The organism is Mycobacterium kiyosense (assembly GCA_021654635.1).
Taxonomy (GTDB): domain Bacteria; phylum Actinomycetota; class Actinomycetes; order Mycobacteriales; family Mycobacteriaceae; genus Mycobacterium; species Mycobacterium kiyosense.
In genome coordinates, this window is the sequence record AP025179.1 from 3,759,705 (window position 1) to 3,783,877 (window position 24,173).

Here is a 24,173-nt window from a genome sequence, read left to right on the forward strand (position 1 = left end):
CTGTGGGAGCCTCCGGAAAGACTACGTGCCGCATTCGGGCCCGCGTCACGGACGCGGCGTGCGGACTGCGATCAGGAGTCCTTGATCACCGGCGCTTCGTCGTCGGTGTCCTCGTCGAGCGCCTCGGCAGCGATCTCGTCGGAGTCGTCATCCGGCAGAATCTTGTCCCGGATCGCCAGCTTCATCCAGGTGGTCACCACCCCGGGAGCGATCTCGAGTTCGACGTCGTCCTCGGTGAGGCCGACGATGGTGCCCTCCAGCCCGGACGTGGTGTGCACCCGATCTCCCGGCTGCAGCGACTCGTGCAGGTCGATGGTCGCTTGCATCGCCTTGCGCTGACGCCGAGACGCGAAATACATGAAGCCGCCCATGATGAGCAGGAACGGCAGGAACAGGACAAAACTCTCCATCAAAACGCTTTCTACTTGTTCGGGAACGGGTCCGGTGGCCCCAGTCTGCCATTCCCGCAGGTCGCAAACCGACCGGCATCGTCCCGCCGCCGTGCTGACCTACCAACGGTTAGGCTTTGAATCGCGACGTGACCGGCGCGCCGCGGAAGGAGGGGTCCGTGGCCAGCCTCGAGCAGAGCCGTCATCTGGTCACCGAAATCCCGGGTCCCGCATCGCTGGAATTGAACAAGCGCCGGACGGTCGCGGTGTCCCAGAGCGTGGCCGTCACCCTGCCGGTATTCGTGGCGCGCGCCGGCGGCGGCATCCTCGAAGACGTCGACGGCAACCGCCTAATCGACCTGGGTTCGGGCATCGCGGTCACCACGATCGGCAACTCCGCGCCGGCCGTCGTCGAGGCGGTGCGCGCGCAGGTCGCCGAATTCACGCACACCTGCTTCATGGTGACGCCGTACGAGGGTTACGTCGCGGTCGCTGAAGAACTCAACCGGATCACCCCGGGGGCCGGAGAGAAGCGCTCGGTGCTGTTCAATTCCGGCGCCGAGGCCGTCGAGAACGCCGTCAAGGTGGCGCGTGCCCACACCGGCAAACCCGCCGTCGTCGCGTTCAACCACGCCTACCACGGCCGCACCAACATGGCGATGGCGCTGACCGCCAAATCCATGCCGTACAAGAGCGGGTTCGGACCGTTCGCGCCCGAGATCTACCGGGCGCCGATGTCCTACCCGTACCGCGACGGCCTGGTGAACAAGGACCTCGCCACCGACGGCGACAAGGCGGCCGAACGCGCCATCGCGGTGATGGACAAGCAGGTCGGTGCCAAGAACCTGGCCGCGGTCATCATCGAGCCGATCCAGGGCGAGGGCGGGTTCATCGTGCCGGCCGAGGGATTCCTGCCCGCCCTACTGCGGTGGTGCCGAGAGAACGACGTGGTGTTCATCGCCGACGAGGTGCAGACCGGGTTCGCGCGCACCGGCGCGATGTTCGCCTGTGAACACGAGGAGATCGAGCCGGATGTAATCGTCACCGCCAAAGGCATCGCCGACGGCTTGCCGTTGTCGGCGATCACCGGCCGCGCCGAGATCCTGGACGCCTCCCACGCCGGGGGCCTCGGCGGCACCTTCGGCGGCAACCCGGTCGCGTGCGCAGCCGCGCTGGCCACCATCGCGACCATCGAGTCCGACGGGCTGATCGAGCGCGCGCAGGAAATCGAACGCCTGATCACCGAACCACTGTTGCGGGCGCAGGCCGGCGACGAGCGGATCGGCGATGTGCGGGGGCCGCGGCGCCATGATCGCCGTCGAACTGGTGAAGCCCGGCAGTTCCGATCCCGATCCCGAGCTGACTTCGAAGCTGGCCACCGCGGCACACGCCGCCGGCGTGGTCGTGCTGACCTGCGGCATGTTCGGCAACATCATCCGACTGCTGCCACCGCTGACCATCAGCGACGAGTTGCTGACCGAAGGCGTCGAGGTGCTGACGGGCTTACTCGCCGAACTGTGACGGGTCGACGGATGTCCGCACCCGGTGCCCCAACTCACAATCGGTTCGCGGCGGGCGTCATTGAGAAATAATGTTAGTTTTGCTAACGTTCTTGTAGTCAGCGCAACGTCGCGCAAATAGCCTTCAAATTTTTTCTGTCAAAGAGGATTGCCATGTCGAACATCACCAACGAAGAACGGATAGCCCGCCGCGCCGAAGAACTCATAGCCAACGACCCGCAATTCGCCGCAGCCCAGCCTGACCCCGCCGTCGCCGCAGCGCTCGAACAGCCCGGCAAGCGGCTGCCGCAGGTGCTGCAGACCGTCCTGACCGGCTACGCGGACCGGCCCGCGCTGGGCCAGCGTGCCGTCGAATTCGTCACCAGCCAAGCCACCGGGCGCACCGAACTCGCACTGCTCCCCCACTTCGACACCATCACCTACCGCGAACTCGGCGAACGAATCGACGCGGTCGGCCGCGCCCTGACCGCCGATTCCGTGCAGATCGGCGACCGGGTCTGCGTCCTGGGCTTCACCAGCGTCGACTACACCACCATCGACATGGCGCTGGGCAGCATCGGCGCCGTCTCGGTGCCGCTGCAGACCAGCGCGTCGATCGCCGGGTTGCAGCCGATCGTCGCCGAGACCGAGCCCATCCTGATGGCGGCCAGCGTCAACCAACTCTCCGACGCCGTCGCGTTGATCTCCGCCGGCTTCGCGCCGGCCAAGCTCGTCGTCTTCGACTACCACCCCGAGGTCGACGACCAGCGCGAGGCCGTGGCGAACGCCGCCGATGCGCTCGCCGCCACCAACGTCGTGGTCGAATCCCTGGCCGAACTCATCGAACGGGGCCGGACGCTGCCGGCCAACCCGCTCGCGGAAGTGGCCGAGGACGCGCTGGCGCTGCTCATCTACACCTCGGGCAGCACCGGCGCCCCGAAGGGGGCCATGTACCCGCAGTACAACGTCGCCAAGATGTTCCGCCGGTCGGCCAAGAACTGGTTCGGCCCGACGGCCGCGTCGATCACGCTGAACTTCATGCCGATGAGCCACGTGATGGGCCGCGGCATCCTCTACGGCACCCTCGGCAACGGCGGTACCGCGTACTTCGCCGCCAAGAGCGACCTGTCCACGCTGCTGGAAGACCTGGCCCTGGTGCGGCCCACCGAGATGAACTTCGTGCCGCGCATCTGGGAGACGTTGTACGCCGAATACCTCAGTGAGGTCGACCGCCGCCTGGCCGACGGCTCGGCGGACCGCGCGACCGTCGAAGCCGAGGTGCTGGTCGAACAGCGCGAGCACCTGCTGGGTGGCCGGTTCATCTTCGCGATGACCGGTTCGGCCCCCACCTTCCCCGAACTCAAGACCTGGGTCGAGTCCCTGCTGGAGATGCACCTGCTGGACGGCTACGGCTCCACCGAAGCCGGCATGGTGCTGTTCGACGGCGAGGTGCAGCGTCCCCCGGTCATCGACTACAAGCTGGTCGACGTGCCGGACCTGGGCTACTTCAACACCGACCGGCCCTACCCGCGGGGTGAGCTGCTGCTCAAGACCGAGAACATGTTCCCGGGCTACTACAAGCGCCCGGAGATCACCGCGAACGTGTTCGACGAGGACGGCTACTACCGCACCGGCGACGTCGTCGCCGAGGTCGCGCCGAACCACGTCGTCTACGTCGACCGCCGCAACAACGTGCTCAAGCTGGCGCAGGGCGAGTTCGTCACCGTCGCCAAGTTGGAGGCGGCATTCGGCAACAGCCCGCTGGTCCGGCAGATCTACGTCTACGGCAACAGTGCCCACCCGTATCTGCTGGCGGTGGTGGTGCCGACCGAAGATGCCCTGTCCCGGTACTCGGTCGATGAGTTGAAGCCGCTGATCGCCGACTCGCTGCAGAACGTGGCCCGCGAGGCCAACCTGCAGTCCTACGAGGTGCCGCGCGACTTCATCATCGAAACCACGCCTTTCACCCTGGAGAACGGCCTGCTGACCGGCATCCGCAAACTGGCCTGGCCCAAGCTCAAGGCGCACTACGGCGAGCGGCTGGAACAGCTCTACGCCGACCTGGCCGCCGGCCAGGCCAACGAGCTGAGCGAACTTCGCCGCACCGGCAAGGACGCGCCGGTACTGACCACCGTCACCCGGGCTGCGGTCGCCCTGCTGGGCGCCGCCAGCGCCGAGGTGTCCCCCGACGCGCACTTCACCGACCTCGGCGGGGACTCGTTGTCGGCGTTGACGTTCGGCAACCTGCTGAACGAGATCTTCGACGTCGAGGTGCCGGTCGGCGTGATCGTCAGCCCGGCCAACGACCTGGCCGCCATCGCCGCCTACATCGAGGCCGAGCAGGGCGGATCCAAGCGGCCCACCTTCGCTTCCGTACACGGCAAGGGCGCCACCGAGGTGCATGCCAGCGACCTGACCCTGGACAAGTTCATCGACGCGGCGACCCTGGCCGCGGCACCGAACCTGCCCGGGCCGGCCGCCGAAGTCCGCACCGTGTTGCTGACCGGTGCCACCGGATTCTTGGGCCGCTACCTGGCGCTGGACTGGCTGGAGCGGATGGATCTGGTGGACGGCAAGGTCATCTGCCTGGTGCGGGCCAAGTCCGATGCGGACGCTCGCGCGCGTCTGGACAAGACGTTCGACAGTGGTGACCCCAAGCTGCTCGCCCACTACCAGGAGCTGGCGGCCGATCACCTCGAGGTGATCGCCGGCGACAAGGGCGAGGCCAACCTGGGCCTGGACGCCGCGACCTGGCAGCGGCTGGCCGACACCGTCGACCTGATCGTCGACCCGGCCGCGCTGGTCAACCACGTGCTGCCGTACAGCGAACTGTTCGGGCCGAACGCTCTGGGCACCGCCGAGCTGATCCGGGTCGCGCTGACCGGCAAGCAGAAGCCCTACACCTACGTGTCGACGATCGGGGTCGGGGACCAGATCGCCCCGGGCAAGTTCGTCGAGGACGCCGACGTCCGGGTGATGAGCGCAACCCGCAAGATCGACGACAGCTACGCCAACGGCTATGGCAACAGCAAGTGGGCCGGCGAGGTGCTGCTGCGCGAGGCGCACGACTTGTGCGGGCTACCTGTCGCGGTGTTCCGCTGCGACATGATCCTGGCCGACACCAGCTACGCGGGTCAGCTGAACCTGCCGGACATGTTCACCCGGACCATGCTCAGCGTGGTCGCCTCCGGCATCGCGCCGAAGTCGTTCTACGAGCTGGACGCTGACGGCAACCGGCAGCGTGCCCACTACGACGGGCTGCCGGTAGAGTTCATCGCCGACTCGATCTCGACGCTGGGTGCGCAGGTGCCCGACATCGGGTTCCAGACGTACCACGTGATGAACCCCTACGACGACGGCATCGGCCTGGACGAGTACATCGACTGGCTGGTGGACGCGGGGTATGCGATCGACCGGATCGACGACTACCAGGAGTGGTTGCAGCGGTTCGAGACGTCGCTGCGGGCCCTGCCTGAGCGTCAGCGCCAGTACTCGTTGCTGCCGCTGCTGCACAACTACCAGCGGCCCGACAAGCCGATCAACGGCTCGATGGCCCCGACCGACCGGTTCCGGGCGGCAGTGCAGGAAGCCAAGATCGGCCCCGACAAGGACATTCCGCATGTCACGCCGGCGGTGATCGTCAAGTACATCACCGATCTGCAGCTGCTCGGGTTGCTGTAAGTAGACGCGAAGAAAGCCGGTCGCCTGCGGGCGACCGGCTTTCTTGTGCCGTGCGTGCTACTGATGCGCGACCGGGGTGCGGTGCCGCCGGAACAGCCCGCGCTTCGGCTCGGCCTCGCCGGCCGGCGCGTACTGCTCGCGGGGGGTGGTCAACACGTCGGTCTGCTGCGCGTCGCGGTCGGGCTCGACCAAGCCGCTGTACTGCTGCGACGGCACCGCCTCGACCGGCTGCGCCACCGGCCGGACATCACGCGCCAGCCGGACGGCCAGGCGAGCTACCGCGGCACCGGCCAGGAAGGCGATCAGCACACCCAGACCGGAGAAGTACGCGATCTGCAGCACCGCCCGCTTGCGCTCGGTCGCGGCAACCGGGTCGCCGACCGAGCCGATGCCCAGCAGCGGCGCGAACGCACCGCCCACCACGAACCAGGCGCCGCCCAGAGCGGCCAGCCAGCCGCCGAGCATCCCGCCGGCGCGACTGCGGGAGGCGATCAGCAGCAGTCCACCAACTGCGGTGGCCACGCCAGGCAGCACTTCCAGCCAGCCGCGGGCGGCAGTCCAGGACTGGCCCGGGGTGTAGGCGAAGTCGAAGTTGGGCCCGACGAACGGGATCAGTGCACCCCACAGGCCCAGCAGCACTAAAAGCAATCCGGTCACCGCGCCACGCGAGCGTGGGATACGTCCGCGGACGGGGCGGTCCTCGATGTGTTTCATGGCATCTCCTCGATAGGTACCGAGGTGGGTACCCGCGCCCCGAAGCCTTGAAGCATGCCCACCTATTCGAACAGTCCCGGCTGGCTCACGCCGACCGGTGGCGTCATGCCGAGGTGCGTCCAGGCCAGCGCGGTGGCCACCCGGCCGCGCGGTGTGCGCGCAACCATGCCGGCGCGCACCAGGAATGGTTCGCATACCTCTTCCACGGTGGCGGCCTCCTCCCCCACCGCCACCGCCAGCGTCGACACCCCCACCGGCCCGCCCCGAAGCTGCGGGTGAGTGCCGTCAGCACCGCGCGGTCCAGCCGGTCCAGACCGAGCTCGTCGACGTCGTAGACCGCCAGCGCGAACTTGGCGACGTCGCGGGTGATGACGCCGTCGGCGCGGACCTCGGCGTAGTCGCGGACCCGGCGCAGCAGCCGGTTGGCGATGCGCGGGGTGCCGCGGGAGCGCCGCGCAATCTCGGCGCCGGCTTCGGCACCGAGTTCGATGCCCAGGATTCCGGCCGAACGGGCCAGCACGCGCTCCAATTCGGCGGGCTCGTAGAAGTCCATGTGCGCGGTGAAGCCGAACCGGTCGCGCAGCGGCCCGGTCAGCGCACCGGACCGGGTGGTGGCGCCGACCAGAGTGAACGGCGCGACTTCCAGCGGTATCGAGGTGGCCCCGGGCCCCTTGCCGACCACGACGTCGACGCGGAAGTCCTCCATCGCCAGGTACAGCATCTCCTCGGCGGGCCGGGCGATGCGATGAATCTCGTCGATGAACAGCACGTCGTGTTCGACCAGGTTGGACAGCATCGCGGCCAGGTCGCCGGCGCGTTCCAGGGCGGGCCCGGACGTCACCCGCAGCGACGAGCCGAGCTCGGCGGCGATGATCATCGCCAGCGAGGTCTTGCCCAGCCCCGGCGGACCCGACAGCAGGATGTGGTCGGGGGTGCCGCCGCGGTTCTTGGCGCCCTCGATGACGAGTTGCAGCTGTTCGCGGACCCGGGCCTGACCGATGAACTCGCGCAGCGAACGCGGCCGCAGGCTGCCGTCGATGTCGCCCTCGCCGACCGCCAGGAACGGCGAGACATCGCGCTCGCCGAATTCGTCGAAGCCGTCGCTCATTTCTTCCCCAGCAACGACAGCGCGGCCCGCAGCGCCGTCGAGGTCGTGGCGTCGTGATCGGCGGCCAGCACCTTATCGGTGGCCTCCTCGGCCTGCTTGGCGGCAAAACCGAGACCGACCAGCGCCTCGACCACCGGACCCCGCACCGCGTGGCCGTTGACCGCGGGTGCGGCGCCCGCACCGGCCACCGCACCGATCTTGTCGCGCAGTTCCAGGATCATCCGCTCCGCACCGCGCTTGCCGATGCCGGGCACCCGGGTCAGCGCGGTGACGTCGCCGTCCGCCAGCGCCTGCCGCAGGGCCGGCGCATCGTGCACGGCCAGGGTCGCCATCGCCAGCCGCGGGCCCACCCCGGACACCGACAGCAGCGTGTGGAACAGATCACGGGTCTCGACGTCACCGAACCCGTACAGCGTCATCGAGTCCTCGCGCACGATCATCGCGGTGATCAGCCGAGCCTCGGTGCCGGTACGCAGCGTGGCCAGCGTCGACGGAGTCGCGTTCACCCGATACCCGACGCCGGCCGCCTCGATGACGGCATGATCGAGCGCCACATCGAGAACCTCGCCGCGCACCGAGGCGATCATCGGGCGGCCTTCAGTTTCGCCAGGTACTTGTCGCGCTGCTGGGCGGCCTGCGCTTCGGCGGCGGCCATCCGGGCCAGCATCGGCGCCCGCCAGCAGTGACAGATGGCCAGCGCCAGCGCGTCGGCGGCGTCAGCCGGGGTCGGTTTGGCTTGCAGCGCAAGGATTCTGGTGACCATCGCGGTGACCTGCGCCTTGTCGGCGGCGCCGTTGCCGGTGACCGCGGCTTTGACCTCGCTGGGGGTGTGGAAGTGCACGTCGATGTCACGCTTGGCGGCCGCCAGGGCGATCACCCCGCCGGCCTGCGCGGTACCCATCGCCGTGGAGACGTTCAACTGGGAGAACACCCGCTCGATCGCCAGCACGTCCGGGTGGTGGGTGTCCAGCCATTGGTCCACCGCGTCGCTGATGGCCAGCAGCCGGCGGTGCAGCGGCACATCCGACGGAGTGCGCACCACGTCGACGTCGAGGGCGGTGATCTGCCGGCCACGCCCGCTCTCCACCAGCGACAACCCGCACCGCGTCAACCCGGGATCGACGCCCATCACCCGCACCGCAGCTCCCCATGTCGTTTCCGAACAGCTGTTCGATAGCTTAGCGGCCAGGTCCGACAACTCTGCGCAGGGACACGCACCGATGAGTAGGTTAAGGCCGGTGCCGCTCCATCAGCTTGCCGTCACCCCTGCCGACGTCTCCGGGGCCCGGCTGGCACTGGCGCTCAACGGTCCACCACCACAGCCGCTCGCCACTTCTCGGCTGGCACATCCCGGGGGCAGCACGCTGCTACTGGGGGTGTTGGGCGCCTCGCACGTCGTGACCGTCGAGCACGGCTCGCGACGCTTCTCCGAACAGGTGTCGTGCGCGGTCGACGGCGACCTGCCCGGGCAGTCCGAGGCGCCCGGCTACATCCTCGAATCACTGACCGAGGCGCACTCCGAGGGCACCTTCCGCGCCCTGGCGAAGGAACTGCGCGACCGGTGCGCCCACGAAACCGGTTGGCTCGGTGGGGTATTCCCCGGCGACGATGCCGCGCTGACCGCGCTTACCGCCGAACCCGACGGCCCCGGCTGGCGATGGCAGACCTGGCACCTGTACCCCCGCCGATCCGCCGGCGGCGGGACGGTGGTCCACACCGTCAGCCGGTGGCAACCCTAAGGTCAGCCCTCGTCGAGTGCGGCGAGCACCTCGTCGGACAGATCGACGTTGGTCCACACGTTCTGCACGTCGTCGCTGTCTTCGAGCGCGTCGACGAGTTTGAACACCTTGCGGGCCCCCTCCACGTCGACCGGGACGCTGACCGAGGGCTGGAAGCTGGCCTCGGCGGATTCGTAGTCGATCCCGGCATCCTGCAACGCGGTCCGGACGGCGACCAGATCCGTTGGTTCCGAGATGATTTCAAAGCTGTCACCGAGATCGTTGACGTCCTCGGCGCCGGCGTCCAGGACCGCGGTCAGCACGTCGTCCTCGCTCAGGCCGTTCTTCTCCAGGGTCACCACACCCTTGCGGGTGAACAGGTAGGACACCGAGCCCGGATCTGCCATGTTGCCGCCGTTGCGGGTCACCGCCACCCGGACCTCGCCGGCCGCGCGGTTGCGGTTGTCGGTCAGGCACTCGATCAGCACCGCCACCCCGTTCGGGCCGTAGCCCTCGTACATGATGGTTTGGTAGTCGGCGCCGCCGGCTTCCTCGCCGGCGCCGCGCTTGCGCGCCCGCTCGATGTTGTCGTTGGGTACCGAGGTCTTCTTGGCCTTCTGGATGGCGTCGTAGAGCGTGGGGTTACCGGCTGGGTCACCGCCGCCGGTCCGGGCGGCGACCTCGATATTCTTGATCAGCCGCGCGAATTCCTTGCCGCGGCGCGCGTCTTTGACGGCCTTCTGGTGCTTGGTGGTGGCCCACTTGGAATGGCCGCTCATCGGTCTGACTACCTCTTTCCCTGTGAAAAGTTCGCGTAGCGAGTCTACGTGGCGGTTGCGCCGAGCCTCACCAACGGCATGAACACCTCGTCGACGATCGATTCGAGCTCACGATCGGGAACCGGTTGCAGCGTGGCCATCAACTGATAGCGGAACAGTTCGACGGGCACCCGTGCGACTCGTGCGCTGACCTGGCCCGGCCGGATCTCGCCGCGCGCGACGGCTTGCGCCAGGACTTCCTCGAGGACGGTCTCGCGGCCGCCCTGCACGTAAGCGGAGAGTTCGGCGAGGTTGGTGCCGGCCTCCCGGTAGTAGCCGCCCAGCCGGGTGAACACCAGGGTGGCCAGCCGAGACCGCACCTCGTTGGCCCGGCGCAGCAACGCCAGCATGTCCCCACGCAGGCTGCCGGTGTCGGGTGCGGCCACCACGTCGGATTTCACCTGATGGATCAGGGCGGCCAACAGCAGGTCCTGCTTACCCGGCCAGCGCCGGTAGAGCACCGCCCGGCTGGTGCCGGCGCGGTTGGCCACGGCGTCGATGGTCAGGTCGTCGTAGCCACGTTCGGTCAGCTCGGCCCACGCCGCGTCGAGCAGCGCCTTCTCCAGCACCTCGCCGCGCCGGCGCTGCGGAACTTCGCCCCCCTTAAGAGACATTGCGTTTCCTAATCGATCGAGCTAGCGTGGGTTAGATACGATTTGTATCTTATACGAAGGGGGTCTGCGATGCGGATTCTGATCTCCGGCGCGGGAATGGCCGGCTTGAGCTGTGGCATCACCCTGGCCGAACACGACGTCACCATCGTCGAACGCGCCTACCACCTGCGGGTCAACGGCTCCCCCGATCGACATCCGCGGCGAGGCCATCGCCGTGGCCTCCGAGATGGGCGTGCTCGACGGCATCCGGGCCCGACGGGTGGACATGAGCGAGCGCGTGCAGTTCGTGGACCGCAACGGCGACCTGCTCGCCGAACTGCCCGACACCGAGTTCAACGACTGCCCGGACGACACCGAGATCCCGCGCGAGGACCTCGCCCACGTGCTGCTGCGCACCGCCTTGAGCCCGACCACCGAGTTGCGCTTCGGCGAGTCGATCACCGCGCTGCACGACGACGGGGACGGCGTCGACGTGCAGTTCGCCTCCGGTGAGCGGCAGCGCTACGACGTGGTGGTCGGCGCCGACGGAATGCACTCGGCCACCCGCCGGCTCACCTTCGGACCCAAAGAGCGATTCCTGCGACACCTCGGGCTCTACGTGGCACTGGCCGACCTGCCCGGACATATCCGGCAAGAGCGCCATTCAGCGATGTACAACTACCCCGGCCGGATGGCAGGAATAGCCACCTACCGCGATAAAGCGCTGGCGGTCTTCATGTTTCGGGCACCATGGATCGACTACGACTATCACGACCCGGCCGCGCAGCAGCAGATTCTGCGCGACGCCTTCGCCGGCCACGCCGAGTGGAAGATTCCCGAGCTACTCGATGCGGCGTGCCGCGACCCCGAGCTCTATTTCGATTCGGTGAGCCAGATTCACATGCCGTCGTGGCACCGCGGCCGGGTGGTGCTGGTCGGCGACTCCGCGTATTGCGCGTCTCCCCTGTCCGGTCGCGGCACCAGCCTGGCCATGACCGGGGCCTGGCTGCTGGCCGAAGCGCTGCGCGAGCACCGCGACGACGTGGCGGCGGCGTTCCGGCAATACGAGCGCGACCAGCTTCCGCACGTCACCTATGCGCAGGGCACCGCGGGCCCGGGCGGCGACGTCCTGGTCCCGGCCACTCAGGAGGAGATCGACGCGCGCAACCAACGGCTCGTTGCGCTCACTGCATAAGGCACCGACGACGTCCCCGCGGCGCTGTCCAGATACGAAAACTTCATGCGCCCGCATGTCAGCGCCGCGCAAAACGTGCGGCCGGCGGTGCTGCGCCGGGCCAACCCCCGCACCCGGGCGGGTATCCGGATGCTGCATGCCGGTGCGCGTGCCGTCGCGCAGCCCGCCGTGCGGGCCAGCGTCGAGCACCTCGGCCGAAGGTTCGGTGGCGTGGCCGCGGAGAACATCCGGCTACCCGATTACGGGCCCTAGACCCGCCCGCGGACGATGTCGACGAACAGCCGGTGCACCCGACGGTCACCGGTCATCTCGGGGTGAAACGCAGTGGCCAATACCTTGTCCTGCCGCACGGCGACGATGTGGCCGGCCGCTCGGGCCAGCACCCGCACCTCGGGGCCGACCCGTTCCACCCACGGCGCCCGGATGAACACCGCACGCACCGGCGAATCCAGCCCCTCGAACGGGATGTCACCTTCGAAAGAATCGACCTGTCGTCCAAAAGCGTTGCGCCGCACTGTCATATCGATGCCGTTCAGCGGCAGCGCTTCGCGGCCCTTGCTGCCGGCGTCCAGAATCTCGCTGGCCAGCAGGATCATCCCGGCACACGCGCCGTAGGCCGGCAGTCCGTCGGCCAACCGGTTGCGCAACGGCTCGAGCAGGTCGAAGTCGCGCAGCAGGTGACTCATCGCCGTCGATTCGCCACCCGGGATCACCAGACCGTCCACCGCATCGAGTTCGGTGCGCCGGCGCACCGTCGTGGCCTCGGCACCGGCCTCGCGTAGCGCGGCTAGGTGTTCGCGGGAATCGCCCTGCAGCGCGAGTACCCCGATCCTGGGTGCCGTCACCGGGGATTCAACTGGTAGTCACGCGGGAAGCGGGTCAAGCCTTCCTGCATGACGGCCGCGACCATTTCGCCGGACTGGTTGAAGATCTTGCCCTGGCACAGCGCGCGGCCACCGCAGGCCGACGGCGAGGACTGGTCGTAGAGCAACCACTCGTCGGCGCGGAACATGCGCATGAACCACATCGCGTGATCCAGGGACGCCACCTGCAGATGCTCGCGCTCGTCGAGGTGGGTGACCTGGGCCGATCCCAGCAGCGTGAGGTCGCTCATGTAGGCCAGCGCGCAGATGTGCAGCACCGGGTCGTCGGGCAGCGGGTCGCGGTGCCGGAACCACACCTGCTGGGTCGAGGCCTTGCCCGGGCCCGGCTGCAGTTGCTCCCGCGGCACGATGCAGATGTCCCACTCCTCGAACTGCTTGAATCCGGCGTCGTCGAACACCTTCATCGAACTCAGTTCCGGCAGGCCGTCCGGCGGTGGCGCGGACGGCATGGCGTCCTGGTGGTTGATGCCCTCCTGATCGGTCTGGAACGACGCCGACATGGAGAAGATGGTTTGCCCGTGCTGGATGGCGTTGACCCGCCGGGTGCAGAACGAGCCGCCGTCGCGGATGCGTTCGACGATGAACACGGTGGGCGCCTTGGCGTCGCCGGGCCGGATGAAGTAGCCGTGCAGCGAGTGCACCAGGAAGCCGGGCTCGACCGTGCGCACCGCCGACACCAGCGACTGACCGGCCACATGGCCGCCGAACGTGCGCTGGAAATGGCCCGAGTCCGGGCTGAACACACGTCCGCGATAGATGTTGACCTCGAGTTGCTCGAGATCGAGGATCTGTTCGATCGCCACGGAATGTTCTTACCAGCCGCGCTGTGCGAGGCGGTGCGGCTCCGCGATCTCCTCGACGTTGATACCGACCATCGCCTCGCCCAGCCCGCGCGACACCTTGGCCAGCACGTCGGGGTCGTCGTAGAACGTGGTGGCCTTGACGATCGCGGCGGCGCGTTGCGCCGGATCGCCGGACTTGAAGATGCCCGATCCGACGAACACCCCCTCGGCACCGAGCTGCATCATCATCGCCGCATCGGCGGGCGTGGCGATGCCGCCGGCGGTGAACAGTGTCACCGGCAACTTTCCGGCCCGAGCCACCTCGACAACCAGGTCGTAGGGGGCCTGCAATTCCTTTGCCGCAACAAACAATTCGTCCTCCGACAGCGACGTCAGCCGGCGGATCTCGCCGCCGATGGCGCGCATGTGCGTGGTGGCGTTGGACACATCGCCGGTGCCGGCTTCGCCCTTGGAGCGGATCATCGCCGCGCCTTCGGCGATGCGCCGCAACGCCTCGCCCAGGTTGGTGGCCCCGCACACGAACGGCACGGTGAACTTCCACTTGTCGATGTGGTGGGTGTAGTCGGCCGGAGTCAGCACCTCAGACTCGTCGATGTAGTCCACGCCGAGGCTCTGCAGGATCTGCGCCTCGACGAAGTGCCCGATGCGGGCCTTAGCCATCACCGGGATGGTGACCGCCTCGATGATGCCCTCGATCATGTCGGGGTCACTCATCCGCGAGACGCCGCCCTGGGCGCGGATGTCGGCGGGCACCCGCTCCAGCGCCATGACGGCCACCGCGCCCGCTCCTTCGGCGATGCGGGCCTGCTCAGGGGTGACGACGTCCATGATGACGCCGCCCTTGAGCATCTCGGCCATGCCGCGTTTGACGCGGGCGGTTCCGGTCTGGGCCCCGTTCTGCTGGGTGTTCACTACGCTCCTCGGCTCTGGATTCCGGGGTTCAGTCTAGTGGTCACCGGCAAATCGAACTTCCCGCTGTTCTGCTGCACACCTGCCGGACCTGGCATAAGGTCGCTTTGCTGCTCGACGCCTGGACGGTTGCGATGAACTTCACCGTGTTGCCGCCGGAACTCAATTCGACGCGCATCTTCGCCGGCGCGGGCCCGGGTCCGTTGCTGGGCGCGGCCGCTTCCTGGGACGGCCTGGCCGTGGAGTTGGATGCCGCGGCCCGCTCGTTCGCCTCGGTCACCGCGGGATTGGCCGATGGGTCCTGGCAGGGCCCGGCTATGCAGGCGATGACCCGCGCCGCCGCCCCCTATCTGGCCTGGTTGACGACGGCAGCGACGCAGGCCGAGCGAGCGGCTGCGCAGGCACGAACGGCAGCGGATGCGTTCGAGGCGGCGCAAACGAACATCGTGCATCCGGCAGCGGTGGCCACCAACCGCTCTGCCCTGGTGTCGCTGGTGGCGACCAACCTGCTCGGCCAGAACGCACCCGCGATCGCGGCCGCCGAGGCCGCCTACGAGCAGATGTGGGCCGCCGACGTGGCGGTCATGGCCGGCTACCACGCCGCCGCGTCGGAGGTGGTCACCCAGCTCGCCCGGGCCTACGCCGCGACGGGACTGCCCGCACTCACCATCGACTGGCAGCACGGCACGTTCAACCTCGGTAGCGGCAACACCGGCGTCGACAACATCGGCTTCGGCAACACCGGTAACGGCAACATCGGCGTTTCCAACCGCGGCGACTTCAACATCGGGATCGGCAACATCGGTAACGGACTTGTCGGCATCGGGCTGCCCGGCGACGGCAACGTCGGCGTCCGGATCATCGACGAAGGCCAGATGGGTACCGGCACCCCGACGACCACCGCGCTGATCATGGGCGGAACCGGCCTCAGCCCGCTGCCCTGGAAGGGCCTGATCCCGATGGCCGAGAGTTTCATCGGCCCGAACCATCCGACGTATGCGGCCCAGTTCCTGGTGACGCCGTCCAAGCTGTTTCCGCTCACCGGGCCCACCAGCCTGACCCTGGACGCATCGGTGGCCGCGGGCGTGCAATACCTGAATAGCGCGATCATGGACCTGCACGCCGCGGGACAGCACACCATCGTCTACGGGCTGTCGCAGAGTTCCGTGGTGGCCTCGATGGAGATGCGTTACCTGCAGTCGCTGCCCGCCGGCGTGCGTCCGGGCACCGACGAGCTGTCCTTCGTCCTGACCGCCAACCCCGACCGCCCCAACGGTGGCCTGCTGGCGCGACTGCCAGGCTTTTCGATTCCGTTCATCGGCTTCACGTTCAACGGCGCGACGCCGGCCAACGCCTACCCCACCGTCGATTACGCGATCCAGTACGACGGCGCCGCCGACTTCCCGAAGTACCCGCTGAACGTGTTCGCGACGGCCAACGCGCTGCTGGGTTTCGCGCTCATCCACCCTTCGTACAGTCTGACGGCCGCCCAGCTGGCGTCGGGAATAGTGCAGCCGGTGTCGCCGGGCAGCCTGACCACCTACATCCTGATCCCCACCCACGATCTGCCGCTGTTGGCGCCGCTACGCGCCCTGCCGGTGCTGGGGAACCCGCTGGCCGACCTGATCCAGCCCGATCTGCGGGTGCTGGTCGAGCTGGGCTACGACCGCACCGGCTTCCAGGACGTGGCGACGCCGTTCGCGCTGTTCCCGCAGGTCGATCCGGCGGTGGTGCTCTCGCAGCTCGGGCAGGGCGCGGTGCAGGGGTTCAGCGACGCGCTGGGTGATCTCGGGCTGCTGCGTTGAGCGAGAACGGAGACGGGCCGTTCCAGAGGCGGTGGACGTGGTAGTATCGAACACATGTTCGAACGGATCTCGGGGAGTGCCGAGTCGGAGGCGCAGTTGGCGCGGTTTCGCGCCTATATGGACGGTGTGATGGATCACCGTGAGGCGTTGGTCGGCCACACCGAGCAGACGCGGGGCTGGTTGGCGGGGATTTGTGCGGCTACGCGGGTGGAGAATCAGGCGGTGGCCGCGCAGTTGGTGGCCATCGGCGGGTTGTTCGCAGACCGGTTGGCGCGCTCGGCGGAGACCGAGCAGTGGGCCATCGACACCATGGAGGCGGTGGCCGCCGAGGTGGCGGCGGGGTTGCGGATCAGTCAGCGCCGCGCGCAGACCAAGCTGCGCTGGGCGCGCGCGATGCGCGAGCGGGTGCCGAAAGTGGCGGCGTTGTTCTGCGCCGGGGACATCGATTTCTGCGCGTTCGCCACGGTGGTCTCGCGCACGGATCTGATCACCGATGCCGAGGTGCTGGCGCGGGTGGATGGGTTGGTCGCGGCCAACTTGACCCGTTGGCCCTCGCTGACCGCGGGCCGGTTGGCGGGCAAGGTCGATGCGATCGTGGCCGGGCTCGACGCGGATGCGGTGCGCCGCCGCCAGGACCGCGCCGTGCAGCGCGAGGTCTGCTTCAGCGAGGACCACGAGGGCATCACCTACCTCGAGGGTGGGTTGTTCACCCCGGATGCCCGCGCGTTGGACGCGCGGCTGACCGCGTTGGCGGCCACGGTGTGCCCGCACGACCCGCGCACCACCGCCCAGCGCCGCGCCGATGCCCTGGGCGCGCTAGGGGCCGGGGCGGATCGGCTGGGCTGTCGCTGCGGGCGCACCGAGTGCACCGCCGGGCAGCGCACCCCCACCGCGGCGGTGGTCATTCATGTGATCGCCGAGCAGGCCACCCTGGCCGGCGCCGGCACCACCCCGGCCTCGCTGCTCGAAGCCGGCGGGTTGATCACCCCCGAAGTGCTGGCCGAACTCGCTGCGGGTGCCCGGCAGGTGCCGTTGATCCATCCCGGCTACCGGCCCCCCGAGCCCGGTTACCGGCCGTCGGCTGCGCTGGCGGATTTCGTGCGGTGCCGGGACTTGACGTGTCGCTGGCCGGGCTGCGAGGTGCCGGCCAGCCGCTGCGATGTCGATCACACCATCCCGTATGCCCAGGGTGGTCCCACCCACGCCGGCAACCTCAAATGCTATTGCCGCACACATCATTTGGTGAAATCGTTCTGGGGCTGGCGGGAAAAACAACTCGCTGACGGCACCCTGATCCTGACCTCCCCGGCCGGTGAGGTCCACGTCAGCACCCCGGGCAGCGCCCTGCTGTTCCCCAGCCTGTGCGCGGCCGTGGGCGGGATGCCCAGCCCCGAAACCGAAACCCCAGCGGACTACTGCGCCGAACGCAACACCATGATGCCCCGCCGGCGCCGCACCCGCGCCCAACACCACGCCGCACGCGTAGCCGCCGAACGCCGCCACAACCGCCAAACCCGCCACGCAGCCGGCCTCCCGACCCCACCCCGCCTACAACCCCGACACCGACTACTGGCACTACGCCGCATGCACCCCACCCAGTCCCGACGACGAACCACCACCCTTCTAGCGGGGCACGAACCACTATCGAATCGACTGCAGCACAACGGTATCGCTGCCGGTCGAGCTGTCCGCCACGTCATTGGCGGCGGCCAGCAATTCGCCGAGTTGGCGGGGGTAAACCCGCTCGCCAGCCGCGTTCAGTGCGGCAATGTCCTGGGCCGTACACCACCGGGCACCGTGGATATAGCTGCGCTCCAGCTCGGTGCGTCCGTCCAACGTGGGCTCGAACCGCCGGGTGCGATGCACCAGGTAGAACTCTTCGCTGTCGATCATCGAGCCGTTGAACTCGAATACCTCGTCGCGCCGCCAGATCGGCCCGTACAGCTCCGCCGGCGACACGTGCAGCCCGGTTTCCTCGGCCAGCTCCCGAGCGGCCGTCTCGGCCAGCCGCTCCCCCGGCCGCACTTCACCGCCGACGGTGAACCACCACCGGGGAGCATTGGCGATCGCGGGATCCGAGCCGCACAGCAACAGCACGGCACCGGATTCGTCGAGCAGCACCACCCGCGCCGAGGTGCGGTGGTTGAGCTCGTGATGGGCGTGCGCCTGTGCGTGCGGCCGTTCGGCGATCTCGAAATACGTTGGCAGCGGCGCCCTTCCACCCAGATGGAACAACCGCACCATCCGCCGCTCGGCCAGCACCAGGGTGTCTCGCACCGCGTCGTTGTGGAACCTGCGGGCCAGCAGTACCCGGGCCTCGGCGTCGGCCAGCTCGGCCAGCAGCCCGGCCGGCACCGACGCCGGATCCACCATCGCCAGCGCCGCGGAGAGTTCGTTCTCCGCGGTCTCGCGTGCACTGCGGGGCGCCCGCTCGGCGGCGTCGGCCAGCGCCGCCAACCGTCTGCCCTCGGGCGCGTTGCCGTACGCGTCGATCGCGATCGCGCGGGCCACCACCGCGCGCCGGGCCAACGCCCCGTCCAGTACCTGCCAGGACAGGTCGTAGCGCACATGCAGCCGGTTCAATCGGTTCGCCCGCTGATACCCCCAGGCCGCGAAGGCGACCAGCACCACGAACAGCAGGACAAACGCGGCGATCAGCCACGCCATCAGCTGGCCACCTGCACCTTGACGCCGGCCCCGGCCACCGTTTCGTAGACCCGCATGATCTGGCTGGCCACCACCGACCAGTCGTAGCGCCGGACCGCCTCCCGCGCGGCGACCACGTAGCGCTTCCGCAGTGCGTCGTCGTCCAGCACCGTGATCAGCGCTTCGGCCAGCGCGGTCGCGTCGTCGACCGGCACCAGCCGCCCGACCTCGCCGTCCTCCAGCACCCGCCGGAACGCGTCCAGGTCGCTGGCCACCACCGCGGTGCCCGCGGCCATCGCCTCCACCAGCACGATCCCGAAGCTCTCACCCCCGGTGTTGGGCGCACAGTAGACGTCGGCGCTGCACATCGCCGAGGCCTTGCCGTCGTCGTCCACCTGTCCCAAGATCCGGATGTGTTCGACGAACTCGCTTGCCTGCGAACGTAGTTCGTCATCATCGCCGCGGCCGACGATCAACAACTGCACGTCGGGGAATCGTTCGATCACCGTCGGCATCGCCTCCAGCAGTGTCGACATGCCCTTGCGTGGCTCGTCGAAACGCCCCAGGAACAGCACCGTCTTACCGGGCCGCGGATAGCCGTCCATCATCGGCGCCGAGGCGTAGAAGTCGACGTCGACGCCGTTGGGGATCTCGACCGCGTCGGATCCCAGCGATTCCATCTGCCAGCGCCGCGCCAGATCGGACACCGCGATGCGGCCGACGATCTTCTCAAACCGGGGCCGCAACATCCCGCCCAGCACCGACAGCGCCACCGATTTGGTGGCTGAGGTGTGGAAGGTCGCCACGATCGGGCCTTCGGCGATGTTCAACGCCAGCAGCGACAAGCTGGGGGCGCTCGGCTCGTGCAGGTGCAGCACGTCGAAATCGCCGTCGGAGAGCCACTTCTTGACCTTGCGGTAGGTGGCCGGGCCGAACCGCAGCCGCGCCACCGATCCGTTGTAGGGAATGGGGACGGCCCGGCCGGCCGAGACGACGTAGTCGGGCAGCTCGCTTTCCGACGACGACGGCGCCAGCACGCTGACGTCGTGCCCGCGGGAGCGCATCACCTCGGCCAGTTGCAGCACATGCGACTGGACCCCGCCCGGCACGTCGAACGAGTAGGGGCAGACCATCCCGATCCGCATCAGCCGTCCTTCAACCACGCCCGACGGTCGTCGGACAGATCGGCCAACCACTGCGGTTGCAGCATGTGCCAGTCTGCGGGATGGGCGGCGATATTGCGCGCGAACTCGTCGGCCAGGGCCTGGGTGATGGCTCTGACGTCGCCGCTGCTGGTATCCAGCGGCGTCTGCATGTTGCAGGCCCAGCTGTCACCCTCGAACCAGCAGTGCGACGGTAGCAGCGCGGCCCCAGTCGCGATCGCGAGCTTGGCCGGCCCGGCCGGCATCCGGGTGGGTTCGCCGAAGAAGTCGACCTCGACGCCGGTGCGGGTGAGGTCGCGCTCGGCCATCAGCGCCACGATCTGGTTGTCCCGCAGCCGCTCGGCCAGCACTTCGAAAGCGGGCCGCTCGCCACCGGAGTGGGGTATCACCTCGAAGCCCAGGCCTTCGCGGTAGTCGATGAAGCGCCGGTACAGCGACTCCGGTTTGAGGCGCTCGGCGACCGTGGCGAAGGTGCCGTAGGTTTGCGCCAGCCACACCCCGTTCATGTCCCAGTTGCCGCTGTGCGGCAGCGCCAGCACCACGCCGCGCCCCTGGGCCAGCGCACCGTTGAGGTTGTCCTGTCCTCCGGTGCAGCTGTCCAGCCGCTCGGTCAACGCGCGCAGATCCATCGTCGGCAGCCGGAAGGCCTCCCGCCAATACCGGGCGTATGAAGCCAGAGATTCGCGCATCAACGAATCCGGTACCGCGGCGGGTTTGACACCCAGGACCCGCGCCAGGTTCTTGCGCAGCTGCAACGGTCCGCCGCGGCGTGCCGCGTAGCGGGCGCCGGCGTCGAAGGCGTTGCGCGCGGCGAATTCCGGTAGCGCGCGCACCGCCATCCAGCCGCTGGCGTAGGCCCAGTCGGTGGCGGTGCCGGTGAGAACTTCGCGGGGCCGCCGGCCGGGCACTCTGAGTTTCATCGACGGCGGGATCACGGCTCGCTCTTTCCGGGCAGGGCCAGATGGTCGACGGCGCCGGGTGAGGTTCGCACCGCGTGCAACCGCTGCGCGCAGGTGACCAGGCTCAGCACCGCCAGCAGCCACATCGCCACCGGCAGCGCCGGCGGCCACGGCACGAACGGAAAGTCGGACACCCCGGCCCCGACCAGCACGATGATCAGCCGTTCGGGGCGTTCGATGAACCCGCCGTCGCCACGCAGTCCACTGGCTTCGGCGCGGGCCTTGATGTAGGAGATCACCTGCGAGGTGACCAGGCAGATCAGTGTCGCCACGGCCAACGGTTCGTCGTGCTTGTGGAACGCGATCCACCACAGCAGCCCGCAGAACACCGCGCCGTCACCGAGACGGTCGCACGTGGCGTCCAGGACCGCACCGAACCGGGTGCCGAAGCCGCGCTCGCGGGCCATCGCCCCGTCGGCCATGTCGAACAGGGTGAAGAACCACACCACGCAGCCGCCGGCGAACAACTTGCCCATCGGGAACAGGATCAGCGCCCCAGCCGCCGAGCCGATGGTGCCGATGACGGTGACGACGTCCGGTGTCAGGCCGACCCGCAGGGCCGTCCGCGCGACCGGGTCGGTGAGTCGGGCGAAGAACGCGCGGGACAGGAACGGCAACTTGCTCATGACTGTCGGGCCCACTCCTCGGACAGCAGACGGCGGGTTTCGCGCAGCAACTGCGGTATCACCTTGGAGCCGCCGATGATGGTGATGAAGTTCGCGTCCCCGCCCCAGCGCGGCACCACATGCACGTGCAGGTGCTCGGCCAGCGACCCGCCCGCCGAGGTGCCCAGATTGATGCCGACGTTGAAACCGTGTGGACGCGAGACGTTCTTGATGACCCGAATCGCCTTCTGGGTGAACGCCATCACTTCGGCGCTCTCGGCTTCGGTGAGGTCTTCGAGCTCGGCGACCCGCCGGTAGGGCACCACCATCAGGTGACCCGGGTTGTACGGATAGAGGTTGAGCACGGCGTAGACGAGTTCGCCGCGCGCCACCACCAGACCGTCTTCGTCGGACATCTGCGGGATGTCGGTGAACGGCTGCGACGGGTTGGCATCGTCGCGCTTGAGCGGACCCTCGGCGAGGTAGTTCATCCGGTAGGGGGTCCACAACCGCTGTAGATGGTCGCGCTCGCCGACGCCGCGGTCGAGGATCGTGTCGTCGTCAGCCACAGTCACCCACCAGCGCCAACTTTCACCAATTCCGCTGTGGGAAAAGAGTTTTCACGACGAGCGATCCAGTCCGCGATGGCCGCCACCGCGGCGTCGCGCGGCACCCCGTTGATCTGGGTGCGGTCGGCGAAGCGGAAGCTGACGGCGCCGGCCTGCACGTCGCGGTCGCCGGCCAGCAGCATGAACGGCACCTTCTGGTTGGTGTGGTTGACGATCTTCTTGGCCATCCGATCGTCACTGCCGTCCACCTCTACCCGCACACCATGCGACTTCAATTGTGCGGCAACATCTTTCAAATAGTCCAGGTGCTCGTCGGCAACCGGGATGCCCACCACCTGGATCGGCGCCAGCCACGCCGGGAACGCACCCGCGTAGTGCTCGGTGAGGATGCCGAAGAACCGCTCGATCGACCCGAACAGCGCGCGGTGGATCAGCACCGGACGCTGTCGGCTGCCGTCCGCGGCGGTGTATTCCAGCTCGAAGCGCTCCGGCATGTTGAAGTCGACCTGCAACGTCGACATCTGCCAGCTGCGGCCCAGCGCATCTTTGACCTGCACCGAGATCTTCGGCCCGTAGAACGCCGCGCCACCCGGGTCGGGAACCAGCTGCAGCCCGGACGCCTCACCGACCTCGCGCAGCACCTCGGTGGCCTCATCCCACACCTCGTCGGAGCCCACATACTTCTCCGGGTCCTTGGTGGACAGCTCCAGGTAGTAGTCGTCCAGGCCGTAGTCGGCCAGCAGGTCGAGCACGAAGCGCAGCACCGAGGTCAGCTCGTCGCGCATCTGCTCGCGGGTGCAGTAGATGTGGGCGTCGTCCTGGGTCATGCCGCGCACCCGGGTCAGGCCGTGGATCACCCCCGACTTCTCCAACCGGTAGACGCTGCCGAACTCGAAGAGCCGCAACGGAAGTTCGCGGTAGGAACGCCCACGCGACCGGTAGATCAGATGGTGCATCGGGCAGTTCATCGGCTTGGGGTAATAATTCTGGCCGGGCTTGCGCACCGAGCCGTCCTCGTTGTACTCGGCGTCGATCTGCATCGGCGGGTACATGCCCTCGGCGTACCACTCCAGGTGCCCCGAGGTGACGTAGAGTGCCTCTTTGGTGATGTGCGGGGTGTTGACGAACTCGTAGCCCGCCTGCTCGTGCTTCTGCCGCGAGTACTCCTCCAGCTCGCGGCGCACGATGCCGCCCTTGGGGTGGAAAACGGCCAGTCCGGAACCGATTTCGTCGGGGAAGCTGAACAGGTCCAGCTCCACCCCCAGCTTGCGGTGGTCGCGGCGCTGCGCCTCGGCCAGCAACTCCAGGTGCCGGTCCAGGGCCTCCTGCGACTCCCACGCGGTGCCGTAGATACGTTGCAGGCTGGCGTTGCGCTGGTCGCCGCGCCAGTAGGCGGCCGAGCTGCGGGTGAGCTTGAACGCCGGGATGTGCTTGGTGGTGGGGATGTGCGGCCCGCGGCACAGGTCGCCCCAAACCCGTTCGCGGGTACGAGGATTGAGGTTGTCGTAGGCGGTCAGCTCGTCGCCCCCGACTTCCATTACATCCGGGTCCCCGGATTTGTCGTCGACGAGTTCGAGCTTGAACGGCTCGTCGGCCAGCTCCTGGCGGGCCTGGTCTTTGGAGGCATACACCCGCCGGTCGAAGAGCTGGCCCTCCTTGACGATCTGGCGCATCCGCTTTTCCAGCTTCTCCAGATCCTCGGGCGTGAACGGCTCACTGACGGCGAAGTCGTAGTAGAAGCCGTCGGTGATGGGCGGGCCGATGCCCAGCTTGGCGTGCGGGAACAAGTCCTGGACGGCTTGGGCCAACACGTGGGCGGCGGAGTGCCGGATCACGCTGCGACCTTCCTCGGTGTCGGCCGCGACGGGGGTCACCTCCACGTCGACCTCGGGCACCCAACTCAGGTCGCGCAACTTGCCCTCGGCGTCGCGCACCACCACCACGGCATCCGGTGTCCCGCGCCGCGGCAGTCCCGCCTCGCCGACCGCGGCAGCCGCGGTGGTGCCGGCAGGGACCCGGATTGGGGCGCTCATCGGGCTGGTCTCCAATGCTGTGCGACGGGACGTGTCGAAACGGTCGCGACCATGCTATCGGGGGGCGGTCGGCCCGGACTCC

At 68.3% G+C, this 24,173-nt stretch carries 20 protein-coding genes and 3 pseudogenes; 7 read left to right on the top strand and 16 right to left on the bottom strand.

Annotation, left to right across the window (positions count from 1 at the left end; translation table 11 throughout):
- Positions 1–71: 71 nt before the first annotated feature.
- Positions 72–410, bottom strand: a complete 339-nt coding sequence (gene yajC, locus L6444_RS17500) for a preprotein translocase subunit YajC (RefSeq protein WP_236976179.1) — start codon at positions 408–410, stop codon at positions 72–74.
- A 158-nt stretch (positions 411–568) separates the two neighbouring features.
- On the opposite strand from yajC, the pseudogene gabT reads away from it, so the two are divergent.
- Positions 569–1,910, top strand: a pseudogene (gabT, locus tag L6444_RS17505) (4-aminobutyrate--2-oxoglutarate transaminase).
- 152 nt (positions 1,911–2,062) lie between these two features.
- The gene (gene car / locus L6444_RS17510) at positions 2,063–5,569 is read left to right on the top strand and encodes a carboxylic acid reductase (RefSeq protein ID WP_236976180.1); all 3,507 of its coding nucleotides are present in this window, start codon (positions 2,063–2,065) and stop codon (positions 5,567–5,569) included.
- Between the two features lie 57 nt (positions 5,570–5,626).
- Here the strand turns inward: car and L6444_RS17515 are convergent, their stop codons facing one another.
- The 4 genes and pseudogenes from L6444_RS17515 to ruvC form a co-directional block, all read right to left on the bottom strand.
- Positions 5,627–6,283: a hypothetical protein gene (locus tag L6444_RS17515; protein WP_236976181.1), complete on the bottom strand. Its 657-nt coding sequence runs from the start codon at positions 6,281–6,283 to the stop codon at positions 5,627–5,629.
- Between the two features lie 62 nt (positions 6,284–6,345).
- Positions 6,346–7,391: pseudogene (ruvB, locus tag L6444_RS17520) on the bottom strand (Holliday junction branch migration DNA helicase RuvB).
- Positions 7,388–7,978 carry a Holliday junction branch migration protein RuvA gene (ruvA, locus tag L6444_RS17525; protein WP_236976182.1) on the bottom strand — a complete coding sequence of 197 codons (591 nt, stop codon included), beginning with the start codon at positions 7,976–7,978 and terminating at the stop codon, positions 7,388–7,390. The pseudogene ruvB and the gene ruvA overlap by 4 nt, the downstream one beginning before the upstream one ends.
- Positions 7,975–8,529: a crossover junction endodeoxyribonuclease RuvC gene (gene ruvC / locus L6444_RS17530; protein WP_236976183.1), complete on the bottom strand. Its 555-nt coding sequence runs from the start codon at positions 8,527–8,529 to the stop codon at positions 7,975–7,977. Before ruvC ends, ruvA begins: the two co-directional genes overlap by 4 nt.
- A 100-nt stretch (positions 8,530–8,629) precedes the next feature.
- Between ruvC and L6444_RS17535 the strand changes: the two genes are divergently transcribed.
- The gene (locus L6444_RS17535) at positions 8,630–9,130 is read left to right on the top strand and encodes a DUF2617 family protein (RefSeq protein WP_236976184.1); all 501 of its coding nucleotides are present in this window, start codon (positions 8,630–8,632) and stop codon (positions 9,128–9,130) included.
- Between the two features lie 2 nt (positions 9,131–9,132).
- On the opposite strand, the gene L6444_RS17540 is transcribed toward L6444_RS17535, so the two are convergent.
- On the bottom strand, positions 9,133–9,888 hold the full coding sequence (locus tag L6444_RS17540; RefSeq protein ID WP_236976185.1) for a YebC/PmpR family DNA-binding transcriptional regulator: 756 nt from the start codon (positions 9,886–9,888) through the stop codon (positions 9,133–9,135).
- A gap of 44 nt (positions 9,889–9,932) precedes the next feature.
- Positions 9,933–10,541: a TetR/AcrR family transcriptional regulator gene (locus L6444_RS17545; protein WP_236976186.1), complete on the bottom strand. Its 609-nt coding sequence runs from the start codon at positions 10,539–10,541 to the stop codon at positions 9,933–9,935.
- A 214-nt stretch (positions 10,542–10,755) separates the two neighbouring features.
- Here L6444_RS17545 and L6444_RS17550 point away from each other — a divergent pair, with 214 nt between their 5' ends.
- Positions 10,756–11,715: an FAD-dependent monooxygenase gene (locus L6444_RS17550; RefSeq protein WP_236976188.1), complete on the top strand. Its 960-nt coding sequence runs from the start codon at positions 10,756–10,758 to the stop codon at positions 11,713–11,715.
- 45 nt (positions 11,716–11,760) lie between these two features.
- Positions 11,761–11,967 (top strand): hypothetical protein, encoded by a 207-nt coding sequence (locus tag L6444_RS17555; RefSeq protein ID WP_236976190.1) that lies wholly within the window; start codon positions 11,761–11,763, stop codon positions 11,965–11,967.
- On the opposite strand, the gene pdxT is transcribed toward L6444_RS17555, so the two are convergent.
- Genes pdxT through pdxS form a run of 3 tightly spaced genes read right to left on the bottom strand, consistent with a single transcriptional unit; the run spans position 11,964 to position 14,314 of the window.
- The gene (gene pdxT, locus L6444_RS17560; protein ID WP_236976192.1) at positions 11,964–12,560 is read right to left on the bottom strand and encodes a pyridoxal 5'-phosphate synthase glutaminase subunit PdxT; all 597 of its coding nucleotides are present in this window, start codon (positions 12,558–12,560) and stop codon (positions 11,964–11,966) included. The two genes, L6444_RS17555 and pdxT, sit on opposite strands and share 4 nt — an antisense overlap.
- Positions 12,557–13,402 (bottom strand): acyl-CoA thioesterase II, encoded by an 846-nt coding sequence (tesB, locus tag L6444_RS17565; RefSeq protein WP_236976194.1) that lies wholly within the window; start codon positions 13,400–13,402, stop codon positions 12,557–12,559. Before tesB ends, pdxT begins: the two co-directional genes overlap by 4 nt.
- A 9-nt stretch (positions 13,403–13,411) precedes the next feature.
- On the bottom strand, positions 13,412–14,314 hold the full coding sequence (pdxS, locus tag L6444_RS17570; RefSeq protein WP_255730644.1) for a pyridoxal 5'-phosphate synthase lyase subunit PdxS: 903 nt from the start codon (positions 14,312–14,314) through the stop codon (positions 13,412–13,414).
- A 131-nt stretch (positions 14,315–14,445) separates the two neighbouring features.
- Between pdxS and L6444_RS17575 the strand changes: the two genes are divergently transcribed.
- Entirely contained in the window at positions 14,446–16,116 is a 1,671-nt protein-coding gene (locus L6444_RS17575; RefSeq protein ID WP_236984221.1) for a PE-PPE domain-containing protein, read from the top strand.
- Between the two features lie 129 nt (positions 16,117–16,245).
- Positions 16,246–17,169: pseudogene (locus L6444_RS31195) on the top strand (DUF222 domain-containing protein); the annotation flags it as partial.
- Positions 17,170–17,757: 588 nt separating this feature from the next.
- Here L6444_RS31195 and L6444_RS17585 read toward each other — a convergent pair.
- The 6 genes from L6444_RS17585 to thrS are packed head-to-tail and all read right to left on the bottom strand — an operon-like array spanning position 17,758 to position 24,091.
- Positions 17,758–18,783: an NUDIX hydrolase gene (locus tag L6444_RS17585; RefSeq protein WP_236976195.1), complete on the bottom strand. Its 1,026-nt coding sequence runs from the start codon at positions 18,781–18,783 to the stop codon at positions 17,758–17,760.
- Positions 18,783–19,907: a glycosyltransferase family 4 protein gene (locus tag L6444_RS17590; RefSeq protein ID WP_236976197.1), complete on the bottom strand. Its 1,125-nt coding sequence runs from the start codon at positions 19,905–19,907 to the stop codon at positions 18,783–18,785. Before L6444_RS17590 ends, L6444_RS17585 begins: the two co-directional genes overlap by 1 nt.
- On the bottom strand, positions 19,907–20,845 hold the full coding sequence (locus L6444_RS17595) for a phosphatidylinositol mannoside acyltransferase (protein ID WP_236976199.1): 939 nt from the start codon (positions 20,843–20,845) through the stop codon (positions 19,907–19,909). The genes L6444_RS17590 and L6444_RS17595 overlap by 1 nt, the downstream gene beginning before the upstream one ends.
- Before the next feature lie 11 nt (positions 20,846–20,856).
- A complete protein-coding gene (gene pgsA / locus L6444_RS17600) occupies positions 20,857–21,510 on the bottom strand; it encodes a phosphatidylinositol phosphate synthase (RefSeq protein WP_236976201.1) in 654 nt (217 codons plus the stop codon).
- Positions 21,507–22,058 carry an ATP adenylyltransferase gene (locus L6444_RS17605; protein WP_370653116.1) on the bottom strand — a complete coding sequence of 184 codons (552 nt, stop codon included), beginning with the start codon at positions 22,056–22,058 and terminating at the stop codon, positions 21,507–21,509. Before L6444_RS17605 ends, pgsA begins: the two co-directional genes overlap by 4 nt.
- 2 nt (positions 22,059–22,060) lie before the next feature.
- Positions 22,061–24,091 (bottom strand): threonine--tRNA ligase, encoded by a 2,031-nt coding sequence (gene thrS, locus L6444_RS17610; RefSeq protein ID WP_236976206.1) that lies wholly within the window; start codon positions 24,089–24,091, stop codon positions 22,061–22,063.
- Positions 24,092–24,173: the final 82 nt, after the last annotated feature.

Bases quoted from the DNA above. Each gene is read 5' to 3' on its own strand.
- L6444_RS17515 (WP_236976181.1), bottom strand. From the start codon at position 6,283: ATGAAACACATCGAGGACCGCCCCGTCCGCGGACGTATCCCACGCTCG.
- L6444_RS17555 (WP_236976190.1), top strand. From the start codon at position 11,761: ATGCGCCCGCATGTCAGCGCCGCGCAAAACGTGCGGCCGGCGGTGCTG.
- car (WP_236976180.1), top strand. From the start codon at position 2,063: ATGTCGAACATCACCAACGAAGAACGGATAGCCCGCCGCGCCGAAGAA.
- ruvA (WP_236976182.1), bottom strand. From the start codon at position 7,978: ATGATCGCCTCGGTGCGCGGCGAGGTTCTCGATGTGGCGCTCGATCAT.
- L6444_RS17540 (WP_236976185.1), bottom strand. From the start codon at position 9,888: ATGAGCGGCCATTCCAAGTGGGCCACCACCAAGCACCAGAAGGCCGTC.
- pgsA (WP_236976201.1), bottom strand. From the start codon at position 21,510: ATGAGCAAGTTGCCGTTCCTGTCCCGCGCGTTCTTCGCCCGACTCACC.
- L6444_RS17575 (WP_236984221.1), top strand. From the start codon at position 14,446: ATGAACTTCACCGTGTTGCCGCCGGAACTCAATTCGACGCGCATCTTC.
- L6444_RS17590 (WP_236976197.1), bottom strand. From the start codon at position 19,907: ATGCGGATCGGGATGGTCTGCCCCTACTCGTTCGACGTGCCGGGCGGG.
- L6444_RS17595 (WP_236976199.1), bottom strand. From the start codon at position 20,845: ATGAAACTCAGAGTGCCCGGCCGGCGGCCCCGCGAAGTTCTCACCGGC.
- thrS (WP_236976206.1), bottom strand. From the start codon at position 24,091: ATGAGCGCCCCAATCCGGGTCCCTGCCGGCACCACCGCGGCTGCCGCG.
- L6444_RS17545 (WP_236976186.1), bottom strand. From the start codon at position 10,541: ATGTCTCTTAAGGGGGGCGAAGTTCCGCAGCGCCGGCGCGGCGAGGTG.
- yajC (WP_236976179.1), bottom strand. From the start codon at position 410: ATGGAGAGTTTTGTCCTGTTCCTGCCGTTCCTGCTCATCATGGGCGGC.
- L6444_RS17585 (WP_236976195.1), bottom strand. From the start codon at position 18,783: ATGGCGTGGCTGATCGCCGCGTTTGTCCTGCTGTTCGTGGTGCTGGTC.